General features: G+C 58.1%; 19 protein-coding genes. 6 read left to right on the top strand and 13 right to left on the bottom strand.

The genetic code is table 11. From position 1 onward, the window contains the following. Positions 1-47: 47 nt before the first annotated feature. Positions 48-1,958 carry a molecular chaperone DnaK gene (gene dnaK, locus RD1_RS01770; RefSeq protein ID WP_011566720.1) on the bottom strand — a complete coding sequence of 637 codons (1,911 nt, stop codon included), beginning with the start codon at positions 1,956-1,958 and terminating at the stop codon, positions 48-50. 210 nt (positions 1,959-2,168) lie between these two features. Here dnaK and RD1_RS01765 point away from each other — a divergent pair, with 210 nt between their 5' ends. From RD1_RS01765 to galU, 4 genes are all read left to right on the top strand, one after another. Then, on the top strand, positions 2,169-2,768 hold the full coding sequence (locus RD1_RS01765) for an alpha-ketoglutarate-dependent dioxygenase AlkB family protein (protein WP_011566719.1): 600 nt from the start codon (positions 2,169-2,171) through the stop codon (positions 2,766-2,768). 335 nt (positions 2,769-3,103) lie between these two features. Then, on the top strand, positions 3,104-3,904 hold the full coding sequence (gene cysQ / locus RD1_RS01760; protein ID WP_011566718.1) for a 3'(2'),5'-bisphosphate nucleotidase CysQ: 801 nt from the start codon (positions 3,104-3,106) through the stop codon (positions 3,902-3,904). Continuing rightward, positions 3,904-4,704: a 3-deoxy-manno-octulosonate cytidylyltransferase family protein gene (locus RD1_RS01755; protein WP_011566717.1), complete on the top strand. Its 801-nt coding sequence runs from the start codon at positions 3,904-3,906 to the stop codon at positions 4,702-4,704. The genes cysQ and RD1_RS01755 overlap by 1 nt, the downstream gene beginning before the upstream one ends. 213 nt (positions 4,705-4,917) lie before the next feature. Further along, a complete protein-coding gene (gene galU, locus RD1_RS01750) occupies positions 4,918-5,811 on the top strand; it encodes a UTP--glucose-1-phosphate uridylyltransferase GalU (RefSeq protein WP_011566716.1) in 894 nt (297 codons plus the stop codon). A 51-nt stretch (positions 5,812-5,862) separates the two neighbouring features. On the opposite strand, the gene RD1_RS01745 is transcribed toward galU, so the two are convergent. From RD1_RS01745 to RD1_RS01690, 12 genes are all read right to left on the bottom strand, one after another. Further along, the gene (locus tag RD1_RS01745; protein ID WP_011566715.1) at positions 5,863-6,327 is read right to left on the bottom strand and encodes a PTS sugar transporter subunit IIA; all 465 of its coding nucleotides are present in this window, start codon (positions 6,325-6,327) and stop codon (positions 5,863-5,865) included. A gap of 40 nt (positions 6,328-6,367) precedes the next feature. After that, positions 6,368-6,934 (bottom strand): ribosome hibernation-promoting factor, HPF/YfiA family, encoded by a 567-nt coding sequence (raiA, locus tag RD1_RS01740; RefSeq protein WP_011566714.1) that lies wholly within the window; start codon positions 6,932-6,934, stop codon positions 6,368-6,370. 246 nt (positions 6,935-7,180) lie between these two features. Beyond that, the gene (lptB, locus tag RD1_RS01735; protein ID WP_011566713.1) at positions 7,181-7,939 is read right to left on the bottom strand and encodes an LPS export ABC transporter ATP-binding protein; all 759 of its coding nucleotides are present in this window, start codon (positions 7,937-7,939) and stop codon (positions 7,181-7,183) included. Further along, positions 7,940-8,431 (bottom strand): lipopolysaccharide transport periplasmic protein LptA, encoded by a 492-nt coding sequence (lptA, locus tag RD1_RS01730; protein ID WP_011566712.1) that lies wholly within the window; start codon positions 8,429-8,431, stop codon positions 7,940-7,942. It lies immediately after the preceding gene. 3 nt (positions 8,432-8,434) lie between these two features. Further along, positions 8,435-9,001, bottom strand: coding sequence for a hypothetical protein (locus RD1_RS01725; RefSeq protein ID WP_245897159.1), 567 nt, complete (start codon positions 8,999-9,001; stop codon positions 8,435-8,437). 47 nt (positions 9,002-9,048) lie between these two features. Beyond that, entirely contained in the window at positions 9,049-10,011 is a 963-nt protein-coding gene (locus tag RD1_RS01720) for a KpsF/GutQ family sugar-phosphate isomerase (protein WP_011566710.1), read from the bottom strand. Continuing rightward, complete coding sequence (locus tag RD1_RS01715; RefSeq protein ID WP_044032886.1) at positions 10,008-10,622, bottom strand: ribonuclease D; 615 nt, start codon at positions 10,620-10,622, stop codon at positions 10,008-10,010. Before RD1_RS01715 ends, RD1_RS01720 begins: the two co-directional genes overlap by 4 nt. Positions 10,623-10,827: 205 nt before the next feature. Next, positions 10,828-11,244, bottom strand: coding sequence for an alternative ribosome rescue aminoacyl-tRNA hydrolase ArfB (arfB, locus tag RD1_RS01710; RefSeq protein ID WP_011566708.1), 417 nt, complete (start codon positions 11,242-11,244; stop codon positions 10,828-10,830). A gap of 333 nt (positions 11,245-11,577) precedes the next feature. After that, a complete protein-coding gene (locus tag RD1_RS01705) occupies positions 11,578-12,198 on the bottom strand; it encodes a queuosine precursor transporter (RefSeq protein ID WP_011566707.1) in 621 nt (206 codons plus the stop codon). Between the two features lie 69 nt (positions 12,199-12,267). Continuing rightward, positions 12,268-13,152 carry an esterase-like activity of phytase family protein gene (locus RD1_RS01700; RefSeq protein ID WP_044032885.1) on the bottom strand — a complete coding sequence of 295 codons (885 nt, stop codon included), beginning with the start codon at positions 13,150-13,152 and terminating at the stop codon, positions 12,268-12,270. An 8-nt stretch (positions 13,153-13,160) separates the two neighbouring features. Next, on the bottom strand, positions 13,161-14,090 hold the full coding sequence (mepA, locus tag RD1_RS01695; protein ID WP_011566705.1) for a penicillin-insensitive murein endopeptidase: 930 nt from the start codon (positions 14,088-14,090) through the stop codon (positions 13,161-13,163). Next, on the bottom strand, positions 14,087-15,451 hold the full coding sequence (locus tag RD1_RS01690; protein WP_011566704.1) for an MFS transporter: 1,365 nt from the start codon (positions 15,449-15,451) through the stop codon (positions 14,087-14,089). The genes mepA and RD1_RS01690 overlap by 4 nt, the downstream gene beginning before the upstream one ends. Before the next feature lie 156 nt (positions 15,452-15,607). Between RD1_RS01690 and RD1_RS01685 the strand changes: the two genes are divergently transcribed. Further along, entirely contained in the window at positions 15,608-15,895 is a 288-nt protein-coding gene (locus RD1_RS01685; protein WP_011566703.1) for a YggT family protein, read from the top strand. Between the two features lie 107 nt (positions 15,896-16,002). Beyond that, positions 16,003-18,045: a DNA helicase RecQ gene (gene recQ / locus RD1_RS01680; protein WP_011566702.1), complete on the top strand. Its 2,043-nt coding sequence runs from the start codon at positions 16,003-16,005 to the stop codon at positions 18,043-18,045. The last annotated feature ends 15 nt before the right edge of the window (positions 18,046-18,060 follow it).

Below are 18,060 nucleotides of genomic sequence, written 5' to 3'. Positions count from 1 at the left end.
CGGCCCGTAAGGCCGGCCCGTTCAGTGGTTCCGGGTTTCGCAGAGCCTTAGGCCCGTTTGTCGTTGTCGAGATCCTCGAACTCGGCGTCCACGATGTCATCCTGATCATCATGTGGCCCGTCGGCAGGTTCGGCGACGTCGTCGTTTTCTTCCTGAGAGGCATTGTAGATCGCCTCGCCCAGTTTCATGGCCGCTTCGGTGACGTTCTGGATGCCGGACTTGATCTTGTCGGCATTTTCGCTTTCCATCTCGTCCTTCAGCGCGGCAATTGCCAATTCGATCGCTTCAACCGTGGTTGGATCAACCTTGTCGGAATGCTCTTCCAAGGACTTCTCAGTCGAGTGGATGAGGCTTTCCGCCTGGTTTTTCGCCTCGATCAACTCGCGACGCGCCTTGTCCGCATCGGCGTTTTCCTCGGCATCCTTGACCATCTTTTCGATGTCCTCATCGGACAGACCGCCAGACGCCTGGATCGTGATCTTCTGTTCCTTACCGGTGCCCTTGTCCATCGCGCCAACCGAAACGATGCCGTTGGCGTCAATGTCGAAGGTTACTTCGATCTGCGGCATGCCGCGTGGGGCCGGAGGGATGTTTTCCAGATTGAACGCGCCGAGGATTTTATTGTCCGCAGCCATTTCACGCTCACCCTGGAAGACGCGGATCGTCACCGCGTTCTGATTGTCCTCGGCTGTGGAAAAGATCTGCGATTTCTTCGTCGGGATGGTCGTGTTGCGATCAATCAGGCGGGTGAAAACACCGCCCAGCGTTTCGATCCCAAGCGACAGTGGCGTCACATCAAGCAACACAACATCCTTGACGTCGCCCTGCAGAACACCCGCCTGGATCGCGGCACCCATGGCCACGACTTCATCCGGGTTCACGCCTTTATGCGGCTCCTTGCCGAAGAACTTTGTGACTTCCTCGACCACTTTTGGCATCCGAGTCATACCACCGACCAGAACAATCTCGTCGATGTCGGAGGCGGACAGGCCCGCATCCTTCAGCGCGTCTTTGCACGGCTTGAGCGACGCTTTGATCAGATCACCGACCAGGCTTTCCAGCTTGGAGCGGGTCAGCTTCATCACCATGTGCAGCGGCTGCCCGTTTGAACCCATCGAGATGAACGGCTGGTTGATTTCTGTCTGGCTGGAAGAAGACAGTTCGATCTTGGCCTTCTCTGCCGCCTCTTTCAGGCGCTGCAACGCCATTTTGTCCTGCGTCAGGTCGACCGAATGCTCTTTCTTGAACGTATCCGCGAGGTAATTCACGATCCGCATGTCAAAGTCTTCACCGCCAAGGAACGTGTCGCCGTTGGTTGACTTCACCTCGAACAGACCGTCGTCGATTTCCAGAATGGTGACGTCGAATGTACCGCCGCCAAGGTCATAAACCGCGATGGTTTGTGTCTGCTCTTTGTCCAGACCGTAGGCCAGCGCAGCCGCCGTCGGCTCGTTGATGATCCGCAACACTTCGAGACCGGCGATTTTGCCGGCGTCCTTGGTGGCCTGACGTTGTGCGTCATTGAAATAGGCAGGCACCGTGATGACCGCTTGCGTGACGTCTTCGCCAAGATAGCTCTCGGCGGTTTCTTTCATCTTGCCGAGGATAAAGGCTGAAATCTGGCTGGGTGAATATTTCTCGCCCTTGGCTTCGACCCATGCATCACCATTGCCACCGTCAATCACGGCAAAGGGCAGGTTCTTCTTATCCTTGGCGAGGGCCGCGTCGTCATTGCGACGACCGATCAGGCGCTTGACACCGAAAATTGTGTTGTCCGGGTTGGTCACGGCCTGCCGTTTCGCAGGCTGTCCCACCAGACGCTCATCATCCGTGAAGGCAACGATGGAGGGCGTAGTGCGCGCCCCTTCCGCGTTTTCGACGACACGGGGCTGCGATCCATCCATGATGGCGATGCAACTGTTTGTGGTTCCGAGGTCGATACCGATAACTTTTGACATTTTTTGATCCCTTTTTCTTAAGGCGAAGACACGGAGCGTTGGCCCGTTATGGCGCCGCTGCCCCATATTTGATCACATCAAAGCGCTACGCTTCATGTGGTTCGCAGCGTATATAAGGAGGGGGTTCCTATGCTGCAACCTTTCACTTCTTTATGCAGGCGGATTCTACGTGTAATTTTTCCGATTGCGGCAACTTAGGTGAATTGCGCCATGCATTTGAGTGTTTTGGGCTTTGATATTTACAAAGGTTACCTTGATCTGGCCGCGCAACAGCGTGTTCTGGATGATGTGCGCGACATCGTCCGATCCGCGCCGCTGGTGCAGCCGATAACCCCCCGTGGAAACAAAATGTCAGTGCGCATGACAGCGGCGGGGGCCTATGGGTGGGTCACGGATCGGCAGGGCTATCGCCATGCAAGGACGCATCCGGGCGGGCAGGACTGGCCCGCGATCCCGGAATCGGTGTTGCGGGTGTGGAAAGACCTGAGCGGATCCGCGCGTGATCCGGAATGCTGCCTTGTGAACTTCTATGGTGAAGGCGCGCGCATGGGGCTGCATCAAGACAAGGACGAAGGCAGCCTTGAATGGCCGGTGCTGTCGATTTCACTGGGGGACGATGGGCTGTTTCGAATGGGCCACAGCGAACGGGGCAGCAAAACGCAATCTGTCTGGCTGCAATCGGGCGATGTCGTTGTTATGGGCGGTGCGGCGCGGCTGGCCTATCACGGGGTTGACCGGATTCGCTTTGGCTCCTCCACGCTTCTTGAAAACGGCGGGCGGTTGAATTTGACGCTGCGCGTTGTGACGTGACCCCTTTGTGGCGGTGCAGCACGATTACCACAGATCATCGGACCGTTTGGGCCAACCACCGAAAACATCAGAACAGGCAGAAGAGTTTTCAGAATGTCCATCGCAAGCGCAGCGGTTGCGCTGCTGTGGCTCTTGCGCACTGACCGCACGGCAGATCAGATCGGCCATCGTCGGTGCCGAGCTCCAACCGCCTTTTCGTGAGTGCAAACTGTGCAACATGAGCGGTTGACCCTTACAATCGCGCCGCCGTGTCATGGAATTCTTGCTGTTCCGCAACACTCGCCGCATAAGGGGCGGCATAAAGTTACACGCCAGGGCCGCGAAAAGGTAAATTCATGTTTGATTACAATAAGCTGACACAGGTTATGCGACGTCTTTCCATTGAGGCGGGCGCAAAGATCATGGAAATTTACGAGTCAGATGACTTTGATGTGCAGACCAAATCAGACCAAAGCCCCGTTACAGCCGCCGATGAGGCCGCCGATGCCATCATATCGGCGGGACTCCGCGCAGCCTTCCCGGACGTTTTGCTGATCACCGAGGAACAGGCGGCATCCCACAGTCAGACGGGTGATACATTCCTGATCGTGGACCCGCTGGATGGCACCAAGGAATTCATCCAGCGCCGCGGCGATTTCACCGTCAACATCGCGCTGGTCGAGGATGGCGTGCCGACACGCGGCGTGGTCTACGCCCCCGCCCGTCAACGGATGTTCTTTACGGATGCAAGTGGCCAGTCTGTCGAGGAAACGGGAAGTTTTGCGCCTGAAACCGTTGGCGAGACCAAGGCGATGTCCGTTTCGGCCCCGGACAATGCCGCCTTGATGGTCGTTGCATCAAAATCCCATCGGGATCAGGCGACGGATGACTACATCAACAAATACGCCGTGCGTGATATGAAAAGTGCGGGGAGTTCACTGAAGTTCTGTCTCGTTGCGACGGGCGAGGCAGATTTGTATCCCCGTCTGGGTCGCACGATGGAATGGGATACCGCTGCGGGTCATGCGGTGCTTGCAGGTGCAGGTGGGCATGTTGTGCGGTTCGACGATCTGTCACCGCTGCGCTATGGCAAATCCGGGTATGCGAACCCGTTCTTCATTGCCTATGCGCCCGGTGTCGAGTTGACCAAAGCCTGATGTCTGTCCTGATCGCAATCCCAGCGCGCTATGCCTCGTCGCGGTATCCCGGCAAGCCGCTGGTCGGTTTGCGTGGCGCTTCCGGTCAAACGCTCAGTCTGATTGAACGCAGCTGGCGCGCAGCCATGGAGGTGTCGGGCATCGACCGCGTTGTGGTGGCCACGGATGATACCCGTATTCAGGACGCGGCGCAGGCTTTCGGGGCAGAGGTCGTGATGACGTCGCCTTACTGCGCCAATGGCACCGAAAGATGTGCCGAAGTGCACGCAGCGCTGGGCGGGGGATATGACATCGTCGTCAATCTGCAAGGGGATGCGCCGCTTACCCCCGCGTGGTTTATCGAGGATCTGGTCGCAGGTCTTTTGAACGCGCCCACGGCCGAAATCGCGACGCCCGTGTTGCGATGTGATGGTGAAACGCTGCAGGGACTTTTGAACGACCGCAAGGCAGGCCGGGTCGGTGGCACCACGGCGGTTTTTGCGCAAGACAACCATGCGCTCTACTTTTCCAAGGAGGTTATCCCCTTCACGTCCCGAGACTATTCCGAAGATGCGCAAACGCCGGTTTTCCATCATGTGGGCGTCTATGCGTACCGCCCTGCGGCCCTTGCGGCCTATCCGGGCTGGCAGGTCGGCCCGCTGGAACAGCTGGAAGGGCTTGAGCAGCTTCGGTTCATGGAAAACGGCAGGTCGGTTTTATGCGTCGAGGTTGAGGCAAAGGGCCGGCAATTCTGGGAACTCAACAACCCTGAGGACGTGCCGCGCCTTGAGGCAATGATGGCAGCGATGGGGTTGGAATGATTCGGAGTGTTTACCCTCTTGTCTCTGAGCGGTGGTCATTTGGAAGCGGATAACCTAGGGTAAAGCCCACGCGATGCCTGTAATCTGCGTGTTTCAACCTAAAAGGTACTGTAAGAGTGGATCAGCGGAACGGTAAACAGACATCCTGCACGGCCCTTCGGCTAGGATGAAAACTGGTAAGAAAGAACGAATATGGCAAACGAGGGTGGCGAGATGACGCGCAAAGTAACGAAGGCTATTTTTCCTGTCGCAGGTATGGGGACGCGGTTTTTACCAGCAACAAAATCCGTCCCGAAGGAAATCATGACGCTGGTGGACCGACCGCTCATTCAATACGCCATTGATGAAGCGCGCGCCGCCGGGATCAAGGAGTTCATCTTTGTAACCTCGCGCGGCAAAGGTGCGCTCGAAGACTACTTCGATCATGCCCCGCAGCTTGAGCAATCCTTGCGTGACAAGGGCAAGACAAAGCTGCTGGAAATGCTCGAAAACACCAATATGGAAAGCGGCGCAATCGCCTATATCCGCCAACACAAAGCGCTGGGGCTGGGTCACGCCGTTTGGTGCGCGCGCCGTCTGATCGCGGACGAACCTTTTGCGGTGATCCTGCCGGATGATGTCATTGCAGGGGACAAACCGTGTCTGCAGCAAATGGTTGAGGCATACGAGGAAACGGGCGGCAATATGGTGGCCGCGATGGAAGTGCCACCGGAAAAGGCGTCTTCTTACGGCATGTTGGACATCGAAACGGATATGGGGTCGATGGTGCGCGTCAAAGGGATGGTTGAAAAACCACCAGAGGGTAAAGCACCGTCAAACCTTGCGGTCATTGGCCGTTACATTCTTGCCCCGTCCGTCTTGTCGAACCTCAACGACATGAAAAAAGGTGCCGGAGGCGAGGTGCAACTGACAGATGCCATCGCAACCGAGATCGAAAAAGACCATGGGGTCTATGGGTATCGCTTTCAGGGCCAGAGGTTTGATTGCGGCTCAAAGTCGGGCTTCCTGCAGGCGACGGTTTCATTCGGGCTGGCGCGAGATGACCTGCGGGATGATCTTTCGAGATATATCCACGAAATCGTCAGCATGAGCAAAGCCGCACAGTAAAGCGACCGAAACATCACCAGACGTTGCAGCCGCCTGACCAGTTTTCACCGGTCAGGCGGCTTGTTCTGCTTCTGCCGATGTCAGAATTGTATAGAGTGTGGCCGGGTTGCGGTTGGCCCGCAGTTTCGCACACACGGACGCATCACGCAGGGTGCGCGAGACCAGCGCCAGCGCCTTGAGGTGATCGACACCTGCATCCTCGGGCGCGAAAAGGGCAAAGGCGATATCAACCGGTTGGCGGTCAACGGAGCCGAAATCAATCGGTTTGTCGAGAAGAACAAAAACACCCAGAACGGAGTCAAGATCGCTCAACCGGGCATGCGGCAAGGCGATGCCATGCCCCACACCCGTCGGCCCAAGCGCTTCGCGCGCCAGCATCGCATCAAGGACCACATCTGCGTTCAAATCATAGACTTGTGCAGAAAGATCGCTGATGTCTTGCATCAAGCGTTTCTTGCTGGAGGCCGAGTTCAGCACCTTTACGGCCTCCGGCTTCAGGAGTTCAGAAAATTCCATATCGCTCGCACTTTTTTGACGCAGCCTGCGCCGTTATACTCTACTTAGGATCGATCCAGCCGATGTTCCCATCATCCCGACGGTATACAACATTCACGCCTTCCTTGCCTTCGTTGCGAAACACCAGAACAGGAGCACCTTGAAGCTCCATTTGCATGACGGCCTCGCCCACGGAAAGAGAGGGGATCTTCGTCTCCATTTCAGCCACAATGATCGGTTGCAGCGTTTCGGGCTCCTGATCCTCCGACTCAACTTCTGATGCGAGGATATATGAGGACGCGCCGTAGATTTCAACAGGCTCGGCCCGATCTTTATGATGATCTTTCAACCTACGCTTGTAGCGACGCAGCTGCTTTTCCATTTTCTCGCGACAGGCATCAAATGCTGCGTATATCTCCGTCTGATGCGCCTTGGCCTGTGCCGTCAGCCCGGTCGACAGATGTACCGTTGCCTCGCAAACAAACTCATGGGCCGATTTGGAGAAAACAACAACGGCCTCGGTCGGGCGCTCGGCATACTTCTTGACCGCTTCGCTGAGTTCCTCGCGTACGTGGGTCTGAAGTGCTTCACCAATATCGATCTGTTTGCCGCTGATTTGATACCGCATGGGTTCTCCTTTTAAGTCAGACACTGCCAAAAGCGCACGCTTTCGCGACGTGCTTAAGTGATGACAGGTTATGGAAAATGGCTACCGTTCAGGTTGATGTTTTCTGTGCTCTGACGAGCTGTCGCACACGGTGAAACACAAGGACTGATCTTCGCCATGGTTCCATTGAGCCCGACTATTGGGGAAAGAGTCAAACAAAAGAAACGCGCATAAGCGGAAAAATTGTAAAGGTTAACAAAGGGTATATCAGGAAATCCTGAATTTATCGCCCAGATAAACCCGACGCACGTTTTCGTTCTCTACGACATCTTGTGGCGTGCCTGACATCAGCACCTTGCCTTCGTGCAGAATATAGGCGCGATCCACGATTTCCAGCGTTTCCCGCACGTTGTGGTCGGTGATCAGCACGCCGATGCTGCGTTTCTTGAGGTCGGCCACAAGGGTGCGGATATCATCGACCGAAATCGGATCGACACCCGCAAAGGGTTCGTCCAGCAGCAGATACCGTGGGTTTGCCGCGAGGCATCGGGCGATTTCCACACGCCGTCGCTCACCGCCGGACAGGGCAAGCGCGGGAGCGCGGCGCAGGTGCTCGATCGAAAACTCTGATAGCAACTCTTCGAGCCGCTCGCGCCGCTTGTGGCGGTCCGGTTCGGTAATATCGAGGATCGCGGCGATGTTATCCTGTACGGAAAGGCCGCGAAAGATGCTCATCTCCTGCGGCAGATATCCGATCCCCAGTTGCGCACGGCGATACATGGGAAAGGTCGTCACATCCTGCCCATCAATCTGCACGCTGCCGCCCTCGGGCGTCACCAGCCCGGCAATGGCGTAAAAGGTCGTTGTCTTGCCCGACCCGTTCGGCCCCAGCAAAGCGACGACTTCGCCCCTGTCTAACTCCATCGAAAAATCGCGGATGACAGTTTTCTTGCGATAGGATTTGCGCAAATGCTCAACCCGTAACCCGGCAGAGCCCTCTGCGACTGTCAGCCTGGGGCGTGCCATCTACTGATCACCGGTTTGCAGCACGGTTTTGACCCGGCCTGACATTTGCGCGGTGCCGTCGGATATCTGAACAGTCATTGTGTCAGCACTGATTGCCGAGGGGCCCTGCGCGACAAGAACACTGCCGCTCATCACGATTGTCCCGTCATCGACATTATAGTCTGCCCGCTCGGATTCGGCGGCATCCTGTCCGGAAATCAGCACGACATTGCCCGTGGCCTCAATGCGGTCAATGGCCTGTGCCGTCGTGTCATAGACCACCAGCACATTGTCGGCCGACAAGCGCATTTCGCCCTGAATCACGATCACATTGTCCGTAAACAGCGCCGTTCCCGCGTTCTGATCGACAGCGAGACTGTCGGCGGTGACCTCAACGGGCAGTCCGCTGTTGTCCTGAATCGTGCCAAAAGCCACCTGCGTGCCCTGTGCCAACAGACCGGTGGCCGCAAAAACAAGCGGCAGGGATAAAATGAGATTTCTGAAAACAGTCACAGCTTATTCTTTCGTTTTATCCGGCGTGTGTACCAGTTTTACGCCGTTTGTAAAAACCCATTGGCCATCTTCTTTTCCCTCCGGGACAAAGAAGCGCATCGCGCCGGCCTGCAGATCCCCCAAAGGCGTGGTGGCAGACACCGCACCGGGTGAGGTCACATCCATGGCAGACATGCGCATCAACAACTCATCGGACAGCAGTACATAACCGGTGGAGGTGGTAATCCTGACATCGCCGGTCAGCCGTGACAGGTCATTCGCAATGTCAAGCAGGGCATCATTTCCATAGGCGGTAATGTTTGTACCGCTGGCCATCTTCATCTCGATATCGACGTTCTTGCCTTTGTTTGTTCCGCCGACACCCGTTGGCCCGGTCATGGTTTCAGCAATCACGGCGATCTGATCCCCATTCGCGGACATGCTGGTGTAATAAGGTCCTGTGACTTGCTGGTTGGTCAGGCGTTCCTGCACTTCGCTGTCGGCAAAAGGAATCGTGCTGGGCGGATCAACCGCACGCGAAATCAGAAAGAGCGTCGACAACATACCAAGCGCTACGAGAGGCAGGGTCACCTTCAACCATGCCACCATTCGAGAGTAGCGATCAGCATGCATCAAGATCACCCCAGGCCAATACGCAGGCAGTCGTGGATATGGATCAGCCCGACCAGTTTCCGGGGTTCCTGCGGATCGACGACCAGCAGGCAGGTGATCTTCTTGTCATTCATGATGCCGACTGCCTGTTCGGCCAAGGCATCAGGCGGGATCGTCACGGGTGATGGTGTCATGACGTTATGCGCCTCAAAGGAGGCCAAGCCGTCCATATGTCGGCTGATGTCCCCGTTTGTGATGATCCCTTGCAACAGCCCTTGCGGGTCAGATACCGCGACGACTCCAAATCCTTTCTGGCCGATTTCGCGCAGTGCTTCGGACATTGGGGCGTCGCCCGGCACGACCGGGACAGCGCGCCCCGTGTGCATGAGGTCCGAGACCTTGCTCAACTGGGCGCCAAGTTTTCCGCCAGGATGAAACGCGCGGAAGTGTTCTGGCGTGAATTTACGGTGTTCCATCAAGGCGACGGCCAGCGCATCGCCGAGCGCCAGCGTCATGGTTGTCGATGAGGTCGGAACGATGCCCGTGCCACAGGCCTCCTGCGCGCGCGGCAGAACCAGGGCCACATCAGACTGCCGCAGCAGCGTGGACTCAGGGCGGCTTGCCACCCCGATCATCGGAATGGAAAAGCGGCGCGTATATGCAATGACATCGGCCAGTTCCGGGGTTTCGCCGGAGTTGGACAGGACGATCACCACATCGCCGGCCCCCATCATCCCAAGATCGCCATGGCTGGCTTCGGCCGGGTGTACGAAATGCGCAGGTGTGCCGGTGCTGGCCAAGGTCGCGGCGATCTTGCGCGCGATATGGCCCGATTTTCCCATGCCGCAGACGATAATGCGCCCGGTCGCGGCAATCATCAGTTCAACAGCCTTGGCAAAGCTGTCGTCGATGCTCTGCTCCAGCTGTTGCAGGGCGTCGATCTCGATCCGGATTACACGGCGCGCGGTATCTTGAAATATCCCGCTCATGAGTGCGCAAAAATGTCCGTGTCAGGCCACCCCATCAAGTCCAGTTTCGCGCGCATCGGCAGAAAGTCAAAACAGGCCTGCGCTGTTTCCATGCGGCCCTCCCGTTCCAGCATCTTGTTCAGGGCCTCGCGTAATTGGTGCAGATAGAGAACATCCGATGCGGCATATTCAATCTGCGCGTCTGTGAGCGTCTCCGCACCCCAGTCGCTGGATTGTTGCTGTTTCGAAATGTCGATCGCCAAGAGTTCTTGCAGCAGTTTGGCCAGACCGTGGCGGTCCGTATAGGTGCGTACCAAACGGCTGGCGATTTTCGTGCAATATACCGGCGCCGCCGTTGCGCCAAAAGCATTGAGCATGGCCGCGATGTCAAAACGCCCGAAATGAAACAGCTTGAGCACCTTGGGATCTTCGAGCAGCTTGCACAGGTTCGGCGCCTCGGTCTGGCCCTTTGCGATCTGGATCAGATGCGCCTTGCCGTCCCCGCCCGAAAGCTGCACGACGCACAGACGGTCGCGATGCGGGTGCAGGCCCATCGTCTCGCAATCAATTGCCACCATCGGGCCGAGGTCAAGCCCATCAGGCAGATCGTTCTTATACACGTTGTGGGTCATGGGTTTCCTATATTCTTCTGCAAGACGTCGCCAAAGCCTGTTCGGCGTTTCCTTGTGCTGCGTGTTAGCCCTGTAAATCGTATCGCACAAGGCTGCGGCACATGTCGTGATCGCATCAGCACCAGTTTCCATTGGCAGATCTTGACCGGTTGCCCTGCGGCGCGCCCTTGGACCTCTCGCAAGGATGTTGCGCGTACTGCCGGCATTATTCCGGATCCACCCGACCGCGCAGGGATTTGACCTCGCCGCGTTGCTTCTTGGCCTTGAGCCGCCGCTTTTTAGACCCCAGCGTGGGGCGCGTTGCGATCCGCCGTTTGGGGGCCACCAGCGCCTTGCGGATAAGCTCTGCCAGGCGCTCGCGGATAATTTCCCGATTGCGCGCCTGACTGCGGGTTTCCTCGCATTGCAGAACCAGCGCGCCATCGGTTGTCCAGCGCCGCCCGGCCAGCCGTTTCAGGCGGGTTTTGACCGGTGCGGGCAAATTTGGTGAACGCGCGGCCTCAAACCGCAGTTCAACGGCGGATGAAACCTTGTTGACGTTCTGCCCGCCGGGACCGGAGGAGCGCATGAAGCTCTCGGTCAGTTCCCAATCCTCGATGGTGATGTTGTCGCTTATTCTCATGATGACCTCGGGCAAACCGCCCTCAAACGCTGACTGAATGGGCGGATGGGTTTCCGCTCAGGTGTTCGCGCGGCCACGCCTATCAAAAAGGGCCGCACATTTACAGTGCGGCCCAATCGAATGGTTGCGGAGGTGGGATCGGTTAGACGATCACGTCCACCCTGTGGTCTGCCCGGTAAGGGCTGCCTTAGCAGGCGACCTCCAAAGCTGTTCCGACACCTCTCTCCAATACCTTTCTTGACACTGGATCACCTCCTTTACCTATCTGTTTCTGATATCAGAATCGTTGCATAGGTTCAGAAATTTGCCAAGCTTTTTTTCGTTAAAGATGTGTTACTGCGCGGCGGTCATCCGCCCGGTGATCAGGCGGAACGGCACCAGCGCCAGCAGCGCAAGGCTCAGCTTGACGCCCCAATCTGCAATCGCAAGCGACACCCACAGCGGGGCCTGCGGGCCAAATCCAAGGATCGGCAGAACCTCCCCCGCCCAGGATACGTCATTGGCAGGCTCGATGAAGCTGAGGCTTGCTGAAAAGGCGATGCTGAAAAATAAGGCAGTATCGACGGTGCTGCCGATCAGCGTAGAGGCCAGCGGCGCGCGCCACCATGTTCCTCCCCGAAGTGCGGAAAAGATCGACACATCCAGCAACTGCGCCGTCAGGAAGGCGATGCCGGACCCGATTGCGATCCGAAGCGTAACCAGCGGCCCATATTCGCCCATGATCTGTGTGCCGATCAGCGAACAGATGATCCCGACGATAAAGCCGGTGAACACAACGCGCCGGGCAGCCTGCGCACCGTAGACGCGGTTCATGATGTCCGTAACGAGAAAGGCGAGCGGGTAGGTGAAGGCCCCCCACGTCAGCCAGTTTCCGAACAGGAACTGGACAAGAATATTGGAGGCAACAACGATTGCAGCCATGGCAATGATGCCGGGGAGGTGAGCGCGTGTCATGTGAATAATCCGTTTTGGCAAGGGTGCGGCACTTGGTCGGCAACCATCGCCGACGCCGCGTCTTTAGGCCTATTGCGGCTGCGTGGCAACCCTTTGCGTCAGAGCGTATTCGACAATTTCACCGCGCATGAAGGGATAGAAATTATCGTCAGACACCATGGTCAGCCTGATCGTCCCGGCAGCGTCGCGCCAGACTGCGAGGCCTTCGAGGTTGCCATGCGTCCCCAGTTTGGTTTGCAGAACAGTTTCGATATCCGTCACACTGTCTTCCTGCACTCTCATCGCCCGCACGCGGCTGTAAAAGCCGAAGGGATACAGGCCGCGCTCAAGCACATAGAGCCGTCCATCGGGGCCAAAATCGGCCCCAACCGGGGAGAATTCGTCGGTGACCGGAAGGGTAAAGGCCTGTTGCCACGCCTCCCCCGGTTTGCGGCGATAGACCAGTGCGGCCCAAGCGCCGGGATGGACATGCTCGGGGATCGCGAACAGCGATCCGCCGTCCTGAATGGCGAGCGCTTCAAGCCCGCCGTTTTGTTTGAATGCGCCCCATGCACGGGTGTAGCTTGGGAGTTTCTCCGGCGTGTCCAGCGTCGGGTAGGCGTGCACGCGGTGGGCGTGCTCAAAGGACACGAAAATCGCACCAGACGCGGCCCATGCGACCCCTTCCGCGTCCGTTTGCAGTGTTTCCCAGACACGGCCGCGCGGGTCGACCAACACGCGTTTCGTGTCGATCTCGATTCCCGTCAGTTGCCCGTCCCTGCGCAGGAGCTGACCGCGCGCCACATGCCCCCGGTCCGTGACAAAGACAAATTCCGTGCCATCAGGTGTCAGATCAATGCCGGACAGGCCGCCGATCCAGTCCTCGTCGCGGGGGATGTCGGTTACTGCCAACAGGTGAGCGGGTTGATCCGGCGGCGCGACAGGCTTGAACCAGAACCACGGCGCGAGGGCCACGGCGCTGATTATTGCGATTGTAAAACGTCGGCGCATTGTGCAGGCAGATCAGCAAGGCGCACGGGCGGCCTTGGCTTTCGAGGTTTCGCATTGGGATCAGGTGGGGGCGGGTTCAGGATATTATTGACCCACGCCTGCGCATCCGCGCATCCGTCCCCTGCGGGTGGCGGGGTTTGATCCACACAGCCGGTCGATCCGCTCGGACAGGACAGGCGCACATGGAAATGATAGTGATGCCCGAACCACGGTCTGATCTTGCGCAACCATGACCGGTCACCTGTCGCTGTGTTGCAAAGCTGAACCTTTGCGCCGGGAAAGATGAAGATGCGCGCGACGCGCGGGTCCGATGCGGCGGCCTTGAGAATCGCGGCATGTTGAGGGGTCCAGTTGTCGTTGACAAAGGCCCCGGCATTGCGCCGCAGTGAAATGGAGGAGATGTTTTCGCGTTCCGCCACGCTCAGCGACAGGTTTGTGGCAGGGCGCAGCCAGATGTCTGCGTCCAGCCCGATCTGGTGACTGGCATGACCCGACAGCATCGGACCCCCGCGCGGCTGGCTCAAATCCCCGACATAGAGACCATTCCATCCCGGTTGCTGCGCTGCGATCCGGCTGAGGTCTTTCACAAAGCTCACCGTTTCGGGGTGTGCCCAGTTGCGGTTGCGCGACAGCCGCATCGCCTGCCATGTGGGGCCTGTTTCAGGCAGTTGTGCGGCCCCTGCGACGCACCCTTTCGCATAGCTGCCGAAGGGAGCGGGCGGGCTTTGCGAGGCTGCTGATTTCGCCCCGAAAAGCTGTTTTGCCGGTTTCAGGCTGTCTTTATGCCCGGAGGTGCCGATCGTCGGCAATGGCGCGACCTGCGCAGGTGGCGCGCTTTGTTCGGAACAGGCCATCAGGCCGACTGCAAGCACGGATATCAGGATGAAATGTGACGTTTTCATGCGTAGTCCCCTTTGGGTTTGACCCATATGAGCAGGATCAGGCCCAGAATGAAAAGCACAACAATCGGTGTGATCCCCATACGCTGGCTGCCGGTGAGGTCTGATACGATTGCGATGGATGCCGGTGCAAGAAATGATGTCGCCTTGCCGGAGAGCGCATAAAGCCCGAAGCCTTCTGTCATGCGGTCCGGGTTGGCCTGATGCGTCATCATCGTGCGGGACGATGACTGCAACGCGCCGCCTGCCGCCCCGATGAGCGCGCCCGCGATGTAGAATGTAACGTCAGGGATGGCAGAGCCGTCGGCCAGTGCGATGCCCAGAATGGACCGGGGCGTCAGTGACAAAATGAGACCCGAGGTCAAAATCAGCGTGACACAGCAGAAAATGATCACCGGCATCGGGCCGATGCGGCGATCTGCATGCCCGCCGATCCAACAGAAAACCGCACCGCTGATGGCGGCGAGAATGCCGAAAATGCCGATGTCCATGATGCTCCAGCCGAGCACGCCCAACGCATAGATGCCGCCGAATGTATAAAGGCCGTTCAGGGCGTCGCGATAAAACATCGACGATCCCAGATAGGCGAGTAAGGACGGCGTTCGGGGGAGTTTCACAAGCGTGTCGCGCAAGCCGATCAGGCCGATGCGCAGATGGTTTTGCGGCGTATGCCTTGGGGCGATGTCGCGGAAATGCAAAAAGAAAGGGATGATGAAAACCATGAACCACGCAGCGGTCAGCGGCCCGACGATGCGCGTGTCTGCGCCTGTGTCCGGGTCCAGACCGAACAAGGGCGAAAGGCCCGCAATCGTGCGTCCGGTGTCACCGGCCTGAAAAAGCACCAGCATGATGGCAAGCGCGACCACACCGCCGAGGTAGCCAAACGCCCATCCGGAGCCGGAGATGCGCCCCCGTTCATTGCTGTTGGGGTGCAGCTCCGGCAGGAAGGAGTTCGTGAAAATGGTCGCAAACTCCATGCCGATCAGGCCAATCCCGAAGAAGAACAGCGCCCAGAGTATCGAAAAATCGGCAGGTGCTGTCCACCACAGGCCCGCGGCGCCCACCACGTAAAGCGTGCTGAACAGGACAATCCACGGCATGCGTCGCCCGCTGCCATCCGCGATTGAACCCAAAAGGGGCGCCAGCACGGCGATTGCGATCCCTGCCGCCGTCAGCCCATAGCCCCAATAGGCCTGCGCCTGTGCACGTGCCGCGTTTGCCGCCATGCCATCAGCGATCAATGTTTCGGTTGCCGTCTGCGCGAAATAGGGGCCGAAAATGAAGGTCAGCAACAGGGTGTTGTAGGGCTGGCTTGCCCAGTCAAAGAAATACCAACCCCAAATGCGTTGACGCGTCGAGCTCATCCGCCTGCCTGCTCTGCCTTGTTTCCTTAAGGTAGAACAGGCCCGCCGCTGTCAGGCAAGTAAAGCTTTGTTAAATCGCACCCTCTAGGACAGGCGCAGCCTTGCCCTTTGGATGCTGCTTGCTTAACTGAACAAGGCCCAACGAAAGGTATTTTGATGCAATCGATCTTTGAAATTCTGATGCTCCTGCTGAATGTCGTGTGGTTCTTTATCATCGCGCATGTGATCATGAGCTGGCTGATCAATTTTCAGGTGCTGAACACGCAGCAATCGCTGGTTGCGCAAATATGGTATGGGCTGAACCGCTTGCTGGAACCGATTTATGGCCCAGTGCGCCGGGTTTTACCGCAAATGGGCGGGATTGATCTGGCACCTCTGGCCGTCCTGTTGATCGTTGCGATCCTGCGCATTGTACTTGTGAACAACTACGCGCTCTTCATTTAGCGGTCGGCTGGCGGGGCATTTTTCACAAATGCACCGGATAGCCCTTGTCCGCGAATCGTGACTGTGGGAGTCTGCGCCACAAAGCGGAATTAACGAACAGGACCGACATGACCGGCGCGCCCCAGATGCTTCGCGATGTCTTTGGGTTTGATGCATTTCGACCCGGGCAAAAAGAAATTGTCGATGCTGTGACTGCGGGCGAAAACGTGCTGGCGATCATGCCAACGGGTGGCGGTAAATCGCTTTGTTTTCAATTGCCTGCAATTTTGCGCGATGGCGTGACGGTTGTGATCTCACCCCTCATCGCCCTGATGCGCGATCAGGTGCGCGCCCTTCAGGAGGCCGGTGTCGCTGCCGGGGCGCTTACCTCCGGCAATACGCCCGAGGAAACCGACGCGGTATTCGATGCGTTGGATCAGGGGCGGCTCAAGCTGTTGTATATGGCGCCCGAGCGTCTGGCGGCAGGCTCGGCGCTGGGTCTGCTGCGGCGCATCGGTGTGTCCCTCATCGCGGTGGATGAAGCGCATTGCGTAAGTCAGTGGGGCCATGATTTCCGGCCTGATTACCTGCGCATTGGTGAATTGCGGCGTGTGTTGGGGGTGCCATTGGCTGCATTTACGGCCACGGCAGATGCGGACACCCGCACCGAAATCGTTCGGAAACTTTTTGACGACACCGATCCACAGATATTCCTCAGGGGGTTTGATCGCCCGAACATCCATCTTTCCTTTGCGGCCAAGGATGGTCCCCGACGGCAGATTTTGGATTTTGCGGCGGCACGTCCCGGGCAATCCGGCATCGTCTACTGCGGAACGCGTGCCAAAACCGAAAGCCTCTCTGCGGCCCTGCGCGAAGCGGGGCGCACCTCGTTGCACTATCACGGCGGAATGGAGGCGGAGGATCGCCGGATCGCGGAGCGCCGCTTTCAACAGGAGGACGGGCTGATCGTTGTGGCAACCGTCGCTTTTGGCATGGGCATTGATAAACCGGATATCCGCTGGGTGGCGCATGCGGACCTGCCAAAGTCGATCGAGGCCTATTATCAGGAAATCGGCCGGGCCGGGCGCGATGGCGCACCGGCGGAAACGCTGACCCTCTTTGGTCCGGATGATATCCGCCTGCGGCGTAACCAGATCGACGAAGGGCTGGCGCCCCCCGAACGCCGCGCGGCTGATCATGCCCGGCTCAACGCGTTACTGGGGTTGGCCGAAGCGATGAAGTGCCGCCGCGCGACGCTCCTTGGCTACTTTGGTGAGACCGATATCACTTGCGGCAAATGTGATCTCTGCGATGCGCCGCCCGAAACATTTGATGGCACCATCGCGGTGCGCAAGGCGCTGTCGGCCATCCTGCGCACAGATGAATGGTTCGGGGCGGGGCATCTGATCGACATCCTGTTGGGCATTTCCACCGACAAAATCATGCAACGCGGCCACGACAAGTTACCCACTTTCGGTGTCGGCAAGGAATATGACAAACGCCAGTGGCAAGCCGTTTTCCGGCAAATGATGGGGCATGATCTGGTGCGCCCTGACCCCGCGCGCCATGGTGCGTTGAAGATGACGGATGCAGCGCTGCCGATCCTGCGCGATCAGGCGACGATTGAATTGCGGCGCGACAGTATCCGCAACGCAAGCACGCGGCGTCCTGCGGTGAAATCCATGGTTGGCGAAGAAGACGCACCACTGCTTTCCGCGCTCAAGGCCAAGCGGCGCGCCTTCGCCGAGAATGCCAAGGTGCCGGCATATATCATCTTTACCGACCGGACCCTGATCGAAATGGCGGAAAACCGGCCCCGGACCCTTGATGATCTGGCAGGTATCGGCGGGGTGGGGGCCAAGAAGCTCGAACGTTACGGCGCGGCCTTTCTCGAAGTGATCAATGGCGAAGCGGAGCATATGCACCCGAACCGACGGAAGCTGGCGGGCAAAACCGCCGGCACAGTCTACGACCGCCTTCTCGAAGTGCAGGCCGTGTTGGCCCGTGGTGAGGCGGGGCAGGACAAGCCGCTGAGTTGTTCGTCTTCGCAGCTGGCAAAACTCGCGCAGATGCACAACGCCGATGAAAAAGCCGTTGAAAATCTGCTGGGCGATCGTCGTGCGGCACGTTTTGGGTCGGCCTTTCTGGACGTCCTGCGGGAGGCGGGCTAGATACGACAGCAGAGA

Origin of the sequence: Roseobacter denitrificans OCh 114 (assembly GCF_000014045.1) — a bacterium.
Classification (GTDB): domain Bacteria; phylum Pseudomonadota; class Alphaproteobacteria; order Rhodobacterales; family Rhodobacteraceae; genus Roseobacter; species Roseobacter denitrificans.
Note: the sequence above shows the minus strand (reverse complement) of the source record. Positions and strands in the feature narration are given on the sequence as shown.